Here is a 12,683-nt window from a genome sequence, read left to right on the forward strand (position 1 = left end):
GCCCCTTATTCGCGGTTGCCCGCAGTGCATTCGGAAGCGCCCGGGTTGCTGGCGCAGCGCACTTTGCTCAGCAGGTGCAGCATCTTGGGATCGTACACGTCCGGCGCTCCGTTCTTGCCGTCCCGCATCTCGAGCCGGTTCTCGCGGAACATTTCCTGGTAACCCTGGACGTCCTCGTCGGAGATGTGAATCCACTGGTCATCCGGGATGCCTTCTTCGCTCTTCTTCACGAGGGCCATGGCCTGCGGGTACATGTGCCAGGCCACTTCGCGGGACGTCTGGGCCTCTTCGTCGGTCAGCAGGTCATCCTTGGCGATCATCTGGACGGTCAGCTGGGCCAGGGGATAGTCCACGATGCCGCCCTTGTCGCCCACACCCTTGTAGAGTTCCAGCGCCTTGTAGGCAAAGGCCGGAGCATAAGCGGTGTCCACCGAGCCGTTGTTGAACTTGCCGGCGAAGTTGGTGATGTCGGACGGCACTACCGTCGCTTTCACGAAATTCACCATGTGAATGGCGTCCTTCTGGTAGTCCAGCGTGGCCATGCGCTTGCCCGCCAGCTCGCCGGCGGTGTCGATGGAACGATCGTCAACAAACAGGTAGCCCGCACCGGCCGGCGCAATGCCCAGGACCTCGTAATCGCCCTGCTTCATGAACTTGGCCGCCTTGGGCTGGGCCAGCGTGGCGAGAACGGTCTTGAGGTTGTCGTAGGTCGGAATGGCGCCCACCGCACTGATGGTGCCGGTAAAACGATTGAACCGACGGGTACGCAGGTCCGTCGCCGCCAGGATGTCGCACTGGCCGGACTGGAAGTCACCCAGCGCCACCCCTTCATCGGTATAAGGCTTCAACTGGATGTCGATGCCATGCCCTTTCATCTCCAGGGCATAGTCTTTCATCAGGTTATAGACATCGCCATTCGCGCCGATCACGTCGAACACGCACATGCTGGCTGACTTCGCCTGTGCCATCGGTGCAACGGCCAGGGCCATGAGCATTGCTGCGGTGGTTTTGCGGAACATCTTGGAACCTCCCAAGTGACTTCTTGTGATTGTTAATCGGTCTGTGGTCCGGGATGGCGGGCCGGGACAACCTGTTCCCCTCTCCGGCCGATGCCATCCGCTGTCTGTCTTGTTCTAGAGAAGATCGTCCAGATCCATGGTTTCGGTGTCGCTGGTGCTTTCCGGACTCAGGCGACCGAAGTAGGTCCGCGGCGTGCGGTAACCGTACTTGCGGGTCCATTGCTTGTCGGACGTATGCAGGATGACGCTGCGTCCGACCTCGTCCACCAGCTTGTAGTCGTCGTTGACCTTGAAGTTTTTCTGCGACGCAGCGAAGCGCGCGATGACATCCTTGATCACGTCCTGACGTCCGGCGGTTTCAGCCGCGACCGCTTCCAGCGCCATGGAGGCCCGGAAGCCAGCCTGGACACCCAGTTCGGAACTGTTCTTGAGCAGCCGCCACGGGTCCGGGGACATCACAGGGCGCGTATCCGGCAGCAGCAGCCAGACGTTGGCACGGATCGCATTGGGAATACCGCCCCACTTTTCGTTATCCAGACACTGTGCGGCGCGCTCGGCCTGTGGCGCGATGTCCTTGGGCACACCGGCCGCGCCGCCGGAATTGGTGTCGTTGATGATCGACTGCAGGCCGGTCAGCAGGCCCAGCAGGAACGTCAGCTCGTCCTGGTCCTCATAGAGGAACGGGCACTCGGCATCCGGATCGGCAGGATCGTATTCGTAGGCGCGCATGGCGCGATGGAAGGCTTCCAGACGGCGCTTGGCGGTGATGGCGTGCCAGCGTTTGGCGGCGTTGCGCGCATCCTTGGCCTCAGCCACATCGTCGGAAAACATGGCCCGCTCGTAGCGGAGCTCTTCTTCCCAGGCCTGCTCTTCGGAGCAGTTGGCCGCCAGCAATTGAAGCAACGAACCGGTGGTGTCGGGCTTGTCCGTCACCCGGGAAAAGGAATAGACCAGCGGGTCCAGAGACTGCCCGAGGTTGCAAGCCATGTCCGAATCGGACATCTGCAGGACATACGGGGTGGCTTCGGATTCGGCATAACCGGTAATCACCGTGCCGGTCGTCTGATAGACCGGGTTGTAACCACAGCCACTGAGAAGGGCGATCACACCGAACGTGAGCAGGCATCGGCGGTAGATGCCTGCCGTCCACAGGCGAGGGATGAGGGATGAGTACATGGCAGATCCTTTCTCTGTTTATTGTTGTGCAGCAGAAGACTTCAGACCTGTCTGGCTCCTGATTCAGACCAAACACCGTCTGTTACTCCCCAGGCTGAGGAAAGGATGCGACCTAGGTCGCATTTAGTGAATGACCGGATTGCCGCCTATTTTGGCCGATCAGGCCAATCCGGATAACGACACACCCCCATCGCACACACACCAAGCCTCTGAAAAATAAAGCCTTAGCGCTTGATCAGGCCAAGCATGGCCATCACTTCGTCGGTCATGTCATCCAGGTTTCTCGGGCCATCCGGTCGATACCAGGTCACCGTCCAGCTCAATGCCCCCGTCAGCATACGCCGTGTCAGGAAGGGATCCGCCGACATCTCGCCTGTCGACTTCAATTCACCCAGCACCTCCAGCCACATGGCTTCGTAGACATCCCGCAGTTTCAGGATATCTCGCTGGGCATCGCCGGACAGCGAGCGCCATTCGAAGACGAGCACGGCCATGGCCTCGCCGGTCTGCCCGTTGATGGACTCCAACTCACTGCGGATCAGCGCCCACATGCGTTCAACCGGTGTGCTGGCCTGACGCAGGGCATGACGCATCAGCTCGGTATTGAGGATGATCGTCTCCTCCATCACCGCCTTGAGGATGTCTTCCTTGGAACGGAAGTGGTGGAACAGGCTGCCGGACTGGATACCAATGGCAGCGGCGAGATCACGGACCGTGGTCCGCTCGTAGCCTTTTTCCCGGAACAGTCGCGCCGCCGCGCGCAGCAGTCGTCCCCGGGCGCCGGTCGGGTCGGAAATGCGACTCTCCTCAACCAGCTCGGCCAGAATGGATTGTGGTGTCAAAGCTTACTTCCCATGGTCTTTGAACGGTCGTTGTCTTTGAAGTGCGGCAGGCGCCGCCTAAGCAGCCCAGTATACGCATGAAGGCAGTTTACCCTGAAGCGGCACATTTACAAACCAAGCGCTTGCTTGGTATTGTTTTTGGACGCATCATAACAACCGACCCACAACCGCTTCTTCGGAAAGGACACCACATGACATCGCCCTCCCGAACCCTGCGCATCGGCTGCTCCGCGGCCTTCTGGGGTGACACCGAAACTGCTGCGCGCCAGCTGGTCGAGAAAGGCAACCTGGATTACCTGGTTTCCGATTACCTGGCTGAAATCACGATGTCCATCATGGCCGGCCAGCGCATGAAGGACCCGAAAGCCGGCTACGCCCGGGACTTCGTGCAGACGGTGATGGGCCCGCTTTTGAAAGACATTAAAGATCAGGGCATCCGGGTGATCAGCAATGCCGGCGGCGTGAATCCCGAATCCTGCCGGGATGCCCTCCAGGCCCTGTGCGATGAACAGGGCGTTGATCTGAAAATCGCACTGGTGCTGGGTGACAACCTGCTGCCGCAGAAGAAGCAGCTCGACGAACAGGGCATTCGCGAAATGACCACCGGCGATCCAATGCCACCGATGATGGTCAGCATGAACGCCTACCTGGGCGCTCCCGGCATCGTGGCCGCACTGGAAGCTGGCGCCGACATCGTCATCACCGGCCGCGTGACGGACAGCGCCCTGGTCCTCGCGCCGCTGGTGCATGAATTCGGCTGGGCCTGGGACGACTACGACAAGCTGGCCCAGGGCAGCCTGGCCGGCCATTTGATCGAGTGCGGCGCGCAGGCTACCGGTGGCAATTTCACCGATTGGGAAACGGTCGCCGACGGGTATGCGGACATGGGCTTCCCCGTTGTCGAAGTGGAAGCCACCGGCAACTTCGTCATCACCAAGCCTGAAAACACCGGCGGGCAGGTCAGCGTCGGCACCGTGGCCGAGCAGCTTGTCTACGAGATCGGTGACCCGCGTGCCTACCTGCTGCCGGACGTCGCCTGCGATTTCACGCAAGTCCATCTTGAAGACCTCGGCCAGGACCGCGTTGCCGTATCCGGTGCCACCGGTCGCGCGCCCACCGACCGCTACAAAGTGTCCGGCACTTGGCCCGATGGCCACAAATGCACGGTAACCTTCCTGATCGGCGGTATCGACGCCCCGGAAAAAGCACAGTGCGTCGCCGACGCCATTCTCGAAAAGACCGGCCGCCTGTTCGAGGACCGCGGCCTGCCGCCCTATTCTGAAACCAGCGTCGAACTGCTGGGCACGGAGGCCACCTATGGCCCGCACAGCCGGGCGGGACAAACCCGGGAAGTCGTGGTGAAAATCAGTGCGGCTCACCCCAAGAAGGAAGCGCTGGTGCTGTTCTCGCGGGAAATCGCCCAGGCCGCTACGGGCATGGCGCCGGGCCTGACCGGCATTGTTGGCGGACGCCCTACTGTCTGGCCCAAAATCCGGCTGTTCTCCTGCCTGGTGCCCAAGGATCAGGTCGAGGTCCGTGTTGAAGTGAATGGCGAGACGACGCCTGTTCCCATCGAGACCAAAGGGGCGGCCCGCATTGAAGATGGCGGGGATGACACCGCCTTCCCCGCCATCAATGACACCGACACCACCGTCCCCCTGATCGAACTGGCCTGGGCCCGCAGCGGCGACAAAGGCGACCACAGCAACATCGGTGTGATCGCCCGTCATCCGGATTACGTGCCCTATCTTGCGGCTGCCCTGAGCGAAGACGCCGTGGCCCGATGGATGGGCCATGTCCTGAACCCACAAAGCGGCCGCGTGACACGCTGGGCGCTGCCCGGTTTCAACGCGTTCAACTTCCTGCTGGAACACAGTCTGGGCGGTGGGGGCGTGGCAAGCCTGCGCATCGACCCCCAGGGCAAGGCCTTTGCCCAACAACTATTGGAAATGCCGATTCCCGTTTCCCAAGCCGTGCTGAAAGGAACCCGATCATGAGTTATCAATCCGTTCTCCGCTCCGGCCTGTTTGAAGGCCAAACCATTACCGTGACCGGCGGCGGTTCCGGCATTGGCCGCTGCACGGCCCACGAACTGGCCTCGCTCGGTGCCCATGTGGCGCTCGTGGGGCGCAAGCCGGAAAAGCTGGACGCCGTGCGGGGCGAGATCATCGAAGATGGCGGCAGTGCCTCCGCCCATCCATGTGACATCCGGGACGAAGAGGTGGTCGCCGCCACCGTCAAACAGATCCTTGCCGAGCACGGCTCGGTGAAAGGCCTGGTCAACAACGCCGGCGGGCAGTTTCCCTCGCCCCTGGCCGGCATCAACCAGAAGGGCTGGGAAACGGTCGTGCGCACCAACCTGACCGGCGGCTTCCTGATGGCCCGGGAGCTGTACAACCAGTCCCTCAGCAAGACCGGCGGCGCCATTGTCAATATCGTGGCGGACATGTGGGGCGGCATGCCCGGCATGGGTCACTCCGGCGCGGCCCGCGCGGGCATGGTGAACTTCACCCAGACGGCCGCGATCGAATGGGGTGCATCGGGGGTGCGGGTCAACGCTGTGGCCCCGGGCTGGATCGCCTCCAGCGGCATGGACACCTATCCCGAGCAGATGAAAGCCTGGATCCGCGGCCTGGCTGATGCCGTGCCGGGCAAACGTATTGGCACCGAGTCGGAAGTCAGCGCCGCCATCTGCTTCCTGCTGAGCCCGGGCGCCGCCTTTATCAGTGGCGATACACTGCGCATCGACGGCGGGGCGTCCCAGGGCAGCCGGGTGTGGCCATTGCCCAAGGCGAAGAATGTGGAGGTCTTCAACGGCTTCCATCGCGCCGTCAAACCCAAGATTTTCAGTGAAGACTGAGGAAGCCGCTCATGCAGATTCTTGAATCCGCCATCGATCCCCAGTCCGAGGCTTTCGCCGAGAACGCGGCGGCGATGCAGCAGCACATCGAGACTTTCCGCGAGGTGGAAAAGCAGGTCCTCGCCCTGGCGGAATCCGCTCGCGAAAAATTCACCAAAAGGGACAAGTTGCTGCCCCGCGATCGCATCAACCGCCTGCTGGATCGCGGCACCGCCTTTCTCGAGCTGTGCTCCCTGGCCGGCTACAAGATGTACGACGACAAGGACGGGAGCATGGCCGGCGGCGGCATTATTGCCGGCATTGGCACCGTCAGCGGCATCCGCTGCCTGGTCGTCGCCAGCAACTGCGCCATCAAAGGCGGAACGATTACGCCCGCCGGCCTGGACAAGACCCTGCGCCTGCAGCAGATCGCCATGGAGAACAAGCTGCCGGTGGTGTCCCTGTCGGAAAGCGGCGGCGCCAACCTGAACTACGCCACCGACATCTTCGTGCTCGGGGCCCGGGGCTTTGCCAACCAGGCGCGGATGTCGGCCGCCGGGATTCCCCAGGTCACGGTGGTGCACGGCAACGCCACCGCAGGCGGCGCCTACCAGCCCGGCCTGTCCGACTACGTGATCGTGGTGCGCAACAAAGCCAAGATGTTCCTGGCCGGGCCGCCGCTGCTGAAGGCTGCCACCGGCGAGATCGCCACGGATGAGGAGCTGGGCGGTGCCGAAATGCACGCTGAAATCGCCGGCACTGCCGAATATCTGGCCGAGAACGACGCCGACGGCATCCGCCACGCCCGCGAGGTGCTGGATGCCCTCGCCTGGAACGAACACCTTCCGCCGTCTCAGTCGCCGGAGTGGGAAGAGCCGCTTTACTCACCGGACGAACTCCCCGGCGTGATCCCGGCCGATCCGAAGAAGCCCTACGACGTTCGCGAGATCCTGGCGCGCATCGCCGACGGGTCCCGCTTCCAGGACTTCAAAGCCAGCTACGACGACCAGACCGTCTGCGGCACCCTCCGCATCTGCGGGCATCGCGTCGGCATCATCGGCAACAACGGCCCGATCACATCCGAAGGCGCCACCAAGGCGGCGCAGTTTATCCAGCTCTGCGATCAGGCCGGTACGCCCATCCTGTTCCTGCACAACACCACCGGTTTCATGGTGGGCACCCACGCCGAACAGCACGGCATCATCAAGCACGGTTCCAAGATGATCCAGGCGGTGGCCAATTGTCGGGTGCCGAAACTGGCGGTCGTCGTGGGCGGTTCCTACGGCGCCGGCAACTACGCCATGTGCGGCCGGGGCCTGGACCCGCGCTTTATCTTCGCCTGGCCCAACAGCCGCACTGCCGTCATGGGGCCGGCCCAGGCGGGCAAGGTGATGCGGATCGTGGCCGAAGACAAGCAGCGGCGCAGTGGCCTGGAGCCCGAGGAAAAGACACTCGATTTCCTGGAGCAGGCCACGGCCAAGAAGCTGGAAGACGGCTCCACCGCCCTCTTTGGCACCGCCCGGCTCTGGGACGACGGCCTGATCGACCCGCGCGACACCCGCACCGTACTGGCGATGGTGCTGTCAGTCTGTCGCGAGGCCGAACAAAGGGAACTGCGCCCGAACAGCTTCGGCGTGGCGCGGTTGTAATAGGACAGCACGAACAATGTAGCCGATGCTTTAGGCATTGTTAGAGCTCAAACTTTTAAGCCTCTCTCCCCTCGAGGGAGAGAGGTTTGGAGAGAGGGGGACGAGGCGAGAGCCTCGTTGGAAATCTTCGCTGATACTCATGGGCGCCTTCGGCGCCTACCCCTCTCCCCAGCCCTCTCCCTCAAGGGGAGAGGGAGTATGTATTGTGCAAACAGGCAACATAGGTAACGCCTCAAACCGGGAGCGTCGGCTACACAAGAACCACAGCAGAAAAACACAAAGAACAACAGCCACCACAGGCACACCAATAAAGGGGATCCACATGCTATTCACCGAAGAACACGACGCCCTGCGAAAGACCGTCCGCGACTTCGTCGAGAAGGAGATCAACCCCCACTGCGATGAATGGGAAGAAGCGGGCACGTTTCCCATCCACGACGTGTTCGGCAAGCTCGGCAAACTGGGCCTGCTCGGCATCCACAAGCCGGAGGAATTCGGCGGCATGGGTCTGGACTACAGCTACAATCTGGTGGTCGCGGAAGAACTGGGCACCGCACACTGCGGTGGAGTGCCCCTGGCCGTGGGCGTGCAGACCGACATGTGCACCCCCGCCCTGGCCCGGTTCGGCTCCGACGAACTCAAGCGGGAATTCCTGGCCCCGGCGATCGCCGGTGAAATGGTCGGCTGCATTGGCGTCAGCGAAGTGGGCGCCGGGTCCGACGTGGCGGGCATGAAAACCACGGCCCGCAAGGACGGCGACGACTATGTCATCAACGGCGCCAAGATGTGGATCACCAATTCCCCCAGCGCCGACTTCATCTGCCTGCTGGCCAACACCTCGGACGACAAGCCCCACAAGAACAAGTCGCTGATCATGGTGCCGATGAACACTCCGGGCATCTCCTTCTCCCCCCACCTGAACAAGCTGGGCATGCGCTCTTCCGAAACGGCCCAGGTGTTCTTCGACGACGTGCGCGTCCCCCAGCGCAACCGCATCGGCGCCGAAGGCACCGGTTTCATGATGCAGATGGTGCAGTTCCAGGAAGAGCGCATGTGGGGCGCGGCCAACGTGATCAAGGCGCTGGAGCACTGCATCAACGTCACCATCGATTACTGCCGCGAGCGCCAGACCTTCGGCCAGCCGCTGATCGACAACCAGTCCATCCACTTCCGCCTCGCCGAACTGCAAACCGAAGTGGAAGCGCTGCGCGCCCTCACCTACCAGGCCTGCGAGCTGCACATCCAGGGCAAGGATGTGACCCGCCTGGCGTCCATGGCCAAGCTCAAGGCCGGCCGTCTGGGTCGCGAAGTGACCGACAGCTGCCTCCAGTACTGGGGCGGCATGGGTTACATGTGGGACAACCCGCTGTCCCGCGCCTTCCGCGATGTCCGTCTGGTGTCCATCGGCGGCGGTGCCGACGAGATCATGCTGGGCATCATCTGCAAGCTGATGGGCATCCTGCCCGGCAAGCGCAAGGACTGATCCCATGACCACACTGCCCGACTGCGACACCCTGGCCCTCGATCAACGGGGGCCGGTGCTCCACCTGACCCTGAACCGGCCGGACGCCCGCAATGCCATGAGCCTGGCGATGGTCCGGGATATGGCGGCGGTGTTCGAGGCCATCGCATCCGATGCCGATATCCGGTGCGTGATCCTGCGCGGCGCCGGCGGCCATTTCTGTGCCGGCGGGGACATTCGCGATATGGCGGCCGCCCGCTCCCGGCAGGCCTCCGGCGACGCCGATCCGTTCCGCGACCTGAACCGGGCCTTTGGCCGGCTGATCGAAACCGTCAACACCGCGCCTCAGGTGGTCATTGCCGTCCTCGAAGGCGCCGTCATGGGCGGTGGCTTCGGACTGGCCTGCGTGAGCGATCTGGCGTTAGCCCGGGATACCGCAAAATTCGCCATGCCCGAAACCAGCCTGGGCATCATTCCGGCCCAGATCGCGCCCTTTGTGGTCGAACGCATTGGCCTGACCCAGGCCCGCCGCCTCGCCCTGCTCGGACTGAAAATCGACGGTCGGGAGGCTTGCCGTCTCGGTCTGGTCCATACCGTGGTGGACAGCGACGACGCCCTGACCGGTGCGCTCAATGACGCCCTCGCCCGTTTGATCCGCTGCGCCCCGCAGGCCACAGCGGCAACCAAGGCCCTGCTACACCGGGTCGGCCATGAGCCGATGCCAACGCTATTGGACGACGCCGCACAGCAATTTTCCGATGCGGTCCGGGGCGAGGAAGGCGCCGAAGGCACGATGGCCTTCATGCAGAAACGGCCGCCCGCCTGGGCGAAAACCGACGACACGCCATGAGGAATCCGGCCATGATCCACAAGATCCTGATCGCCAACCGGGGCGAAATTGCCGTGCGGATCCTGCGCACCGCCAAGGCCCAGGGGTACCGCACGGTCGCGGTCTACAGCGACGCCGACGCCGATGCCCTGCACGTCCGCCTCGCTGACGAGGCTGTTCGAATCGGACCGGCGGCCGTCAATGCGTCTTACCTCAACGCCGAGGCCATCCTGGAGGCTGCCCGGCGCACCGGCGCCGACGCCGTCCATCCGGGGTACGGTTTTCTTTCGGAAAACGCCGGCTTTGCAAACGCCTGCGCCGAAGCAGGAATCGTCTTCATCGGACCGCCGGCGGCCGCCATTGAACTGATGGGCAGCAAACGCCGCTCCAAAGTAGCCATGCAGGAAGCCGGCGTGCCGGTGGTGCCCGGCTTTGAAGAAGCCGGCGCCAGTGACGACGCGCTCCGCCAGGCCGCCGAATCCGTCGGCTTCCCGGTGATGATCAAGGCCTCCGCCGGTGGCGGGGGGCGAGGCATGCGCCTGGTCCGGGAACCGGGCGAACTGGCCGACCAGATTCAACGCGCCCGCTCGGAGGCCAAGAACGCCTTCGGCGACGACGAACTGATCCTGGAAAAGGCGGTGATCGAGCCGCGCCACATCGAAATCCAGGTCTTCGCCGACACCCACGGCAACGTCATCTATCTCGGCGAACGCGACTGCTCCATCCAGCGCCGCCACCAGAAAGTGGTGGAAGAGGCGCCCTCCCCGTTCATGACGCCCGAGTTGCGAACCGCCATGGGCGAGGCGGCAGTCAAGGCCGCGAAAGCGTGCGACTACGTGGGCGCCGGTACCGTCGAGTTCCTGGTGGATCGGGAGCGCCACTTCTACTTCCTGGAAATGAACACGCGGCTGCAGGTGGAACATCCGGTGACCGAGTTCGTCACCGGCCAGGACCTGGTCCACTGGCAGCTCCTAGTGGCCGAAGGCGCCGAACTCCCCCTCCGGCAGGACGATGTCATGCTGACCGGCCACGCCGTCGAGGTGCGCCTGTACGCGGAAGATCCCGCCGATCGGTTCATGCCGCAGACCGGGACACTGGCCGACTACTCGCCCGCCCCGGTCGACGGCGTTCGCTACGACAGCGGCGTGCAGACCGGCGATACCATCACGCCCTTCTACGATCCCATGCTGGCCAAGGTGATCGCCTACGGCAGCACCCGCACCGATGCCATTCGCCGGCTACGACGGGCCTTGGAAGACACCCGGGTGATGGGCGTGACCACCAACCGCTCGTTCCTGAGTCACATTCTGGGTCACCCCGGCTTTGTTGCCGGGGAAGCCACGACGGCCTTCCTGGAAAAGGACTTCGCGGAGGATCCGAGTCTGGAGACCGCGTCGCCTTCACTGACCGAGCTGGGACTCGCTGCCATCGTCTTTGGCTACCAGTCCGGTGAAAACGGGGGCCGCTGGAGTAACAGCCTGCCCACACCCCTGCCGTTTCGCCTGGCCACGGGCGACACCCATCACGAGCTGGCCCTGCAGTGGCACCGAGACGGACAGGTCGACGTGATTCAGAGAGAGGCGCGGGTTTCGCTGGCGGTTGTGGCGATAAACGGGACAGAGCTGGACTATATCGACAATGGCGTTCGTCAGCGTTGCCAATATCACTCTGACGGCGATCACCTATATTTGCAGCAGCTCAGCCGGAGTCTGCACGTCTGCGACGTGACCCACGCGCCCGCTTCTGCCCTGGAGGGCAGCGCGTCGGACCGGGTGCTGGCCTCCATGGATGGCGCCATCATCGATGTGCGCGCCGAGGCCGGTCAGACGGTGAAACGGGGTGATACGCTGGTGGTGCTGGAAGCCATGAAAATGGAGCACCCGCTGGTGGCGGAACGGGACGGCAAGATCGCCGCAGTCCACGTCAGCGCTGGCAGTCAGGTCAAACGTCGCCAGTTGCTGGTCGAACTCACCAGCGACGACGCATCCAACAAAGGAGCCACGGCATGAGCATGCAAGGCAAAACCGTATTCATCACCGGCGGCAGCCGGGGCATCGGCCGGGCCATCGCGCTGGCCTGTGCCAGAGAGGGCGCCAACGTCGTGATCGGCGCCAAGTCGGACAAACCGCACCCGAAACTGCCGGGGACGATTCATACCGTCGCCGAGGAAATCAAGGCGGCCGGCGGCCGGGCACTGCCGCTGGTGCTGGATGTCCGCGATGAGGCGCTGGTCCGGGAAAGGATCGACGAGGCGGGCAAACATTTCGGGGGCATTGATGCCCTGGTGAACAACGCCGGAGCCATTCGTCTGCAGGGCGTGGAAAAACTGCCGGTGCGGCGCTATGACCTGATGCACGAGGTCAACGCCAGGGCAGTCTTTACCTGTTCCCAGGCCGCCCTGCCCTGGCTCAAGCAATCCGGGAGCGGGCATATTCTGAGCCTGTCGCCGCCGATTAACCTGGCACCGAAATGGTTCGCACAATACGGTGCCTACACGACCACAAAATACGCCATGACCATGCTGACGCTCGGCATGGCCGAAGAATTCCGGCCCTATGGCATCGCGGTGAACGCGCTGTGGCCGAAGACCCTGATCTCGACGGCGGCTATCGAGTTTGAAGTGGGCGGCGCCGCGATGATGGCGCAGGGGCGCAAACCGGACATCATGGCCGATGCAGCGGTGACGATCCTGGGCCACAACGCCGATACGCTGACCGGCCAGGCGCTGATCGACGAGGACGTGCTGCGCCGGGCCGGGGTCTCTGATTTTGAAGGTTATCGATATGCGCCCGGCGACAAGCCGCTGCTGCCGGATCTGTTTCTCGATTAGAACTTCGGGCTGTCGGTCCGGAGTCCGTTTTTCATAA

10 protein-coding genes are annotated in these 12,683 nt (G+C 63.3%); 7 read left to right on the forward strand and 3 right to left on the reverse strand.

Features of this window, described 5'->3' with window-relative positions; all coding sequences use genetic code 11:
* Positions 1–5 precede the first annotated feature (5 nt).
* The 3 genes from J3364_RS06445 to J3364_RS06455 form a co-directional block, all read right to left on the reverse strand.
* Entirely contained in the window at positions 6–1,019 is a 1,014-nt protein-coding gene (locus J3364_RS06445) for a putative solute-binding protein (protein WP_349557553.1), read from the reverse strand.
* Between the two features lie 114 nt (positions 1,020–1,133).
* A complete protein-coding gene (locus J3364_RS06450; protein WP_349557554.1) occupies positions 1,134–2,195 on the reverse strand; it encodes a hypothetical protein in 1,062 nt (353 codons plus the stop codon).
* A gap of 224 nt (positions 2,196–2,419) precedes the next feature.
* Positions 2,420–3,037: a TetR/AcrR family transcriptional regulator gene (locus J3364_RS06455; protein ID WP_349557555.1), complete on the reverse strand. Its 618-nt coding sequence runs from the start codon at positions 3,035–3,037 to the stop codon at positions 2,420–2,422.
* A 191-nt stretch (positions 3,038–3,228) separates the two neighbouring features.
* Between J3364_RS06455 and J3364_RS06460 the strand changes: the two genes are divergently transcribed.
* From J3364_RS06460 to J3364_RS06490, 7 genes are all read left to right on the forward strand, one after another.
* A complete protein-coding gene (locus tag J3364_RS06460) occupies positions 3,229–5,034 on the forward strand; it encodes an acyclic terpene utilization AtuA family protein (RefSeq protein WP_349557556.1) in 1,806 nt (601 codons plus the stop codon).
* On the forward strand, positions 5,031–5,897 hold the full coding sequence (locus J3364_RS06465) for an SDR family oxidoreductase (protein ID WP_349557557.1): 867 nt from the start codon (positions 5,031–5,033) through the stop codon (positions 5,895–5,897). Before J3364_RS06460 ends, J3364_RS06465 begins: the two co-directional genes overlap by 4 nt.
* Before the next feature lie 11 nt (positions 5,898–5,908).
* Complete coding sequence (locus J3364_RS06470) at positions 5,909–7,525, forward strand: acyl-CoA carboxylase subunit beta (RefSeq protein WP_349557558.1); 1,617 nt, start codon at positions 5,909–5,911, stop codon at positions 7,523–7,525.
* 322 nt (positions 7,526–7,847) lie between these two features.
* Positions 7,848–9,008, forward strand: a complete 1,161-nt coding sequence (gene atuD, locus J3364_RS06475) for a citronellyl-CoA dehydrogenase (RefSeq protein WP_349557559.1) — start codon at positions 7,848–7,850, stop codon at positions 9,006–9,008.
* A gap of 4 nt (positions 9,009–9,012) precedes the next feature.
* Positions 9,013–9,837 carry an enoyl-CoA hydratase/isomerase family protein gene (locus J3364_RS06480; protein ID WP_349557560.1) on the forward strand — a complete coding sequence of 275 codons (825 nt, stop codon included), beginning with the start codon at positions 9,013–9,015 and terminating at the stop codon, positions 9,835–9,837.
* Positions 9,838–9,848: 11 nt separating this feature from the next.
* Positions 9,849–11,825, forward strand: coding sequence for an acetyl/propionyl/methylcrotonyl-CoA carboxylase subunit alpha (locus J3364_RS06485; protein WP_349557561.1), 1,977 nt, complete (start codon positions 9,849–9,851; stop codon positions 11,823–11,825).
* Positions 11,822–12,646, forward strand: a complete 825-nt coding sequence (locus J3364_RS06490; RefSeq protein WP_349557562.1) for an SDR family oxidoreductase — start codon at positions 11,822–11,824, stop codon at positions 12,644–12,646. Before J3364_RS06485 ends, J3364_RS06490 begins: the two co-directional genes overlap by 4 nt.
* Positions 12,647–12,683: the final 37 nt, after the last annotated feature.

Source organism: Marinobacter sp. NFXS9, assembly GCF_040148665.1.
GTDB lineage: Bacteria > Pseudomonadota > Gammaproteobacteria > Pseudomonadales > Oleiphilaceae > Marinobacter_A > Marinobacter_A mangrovi.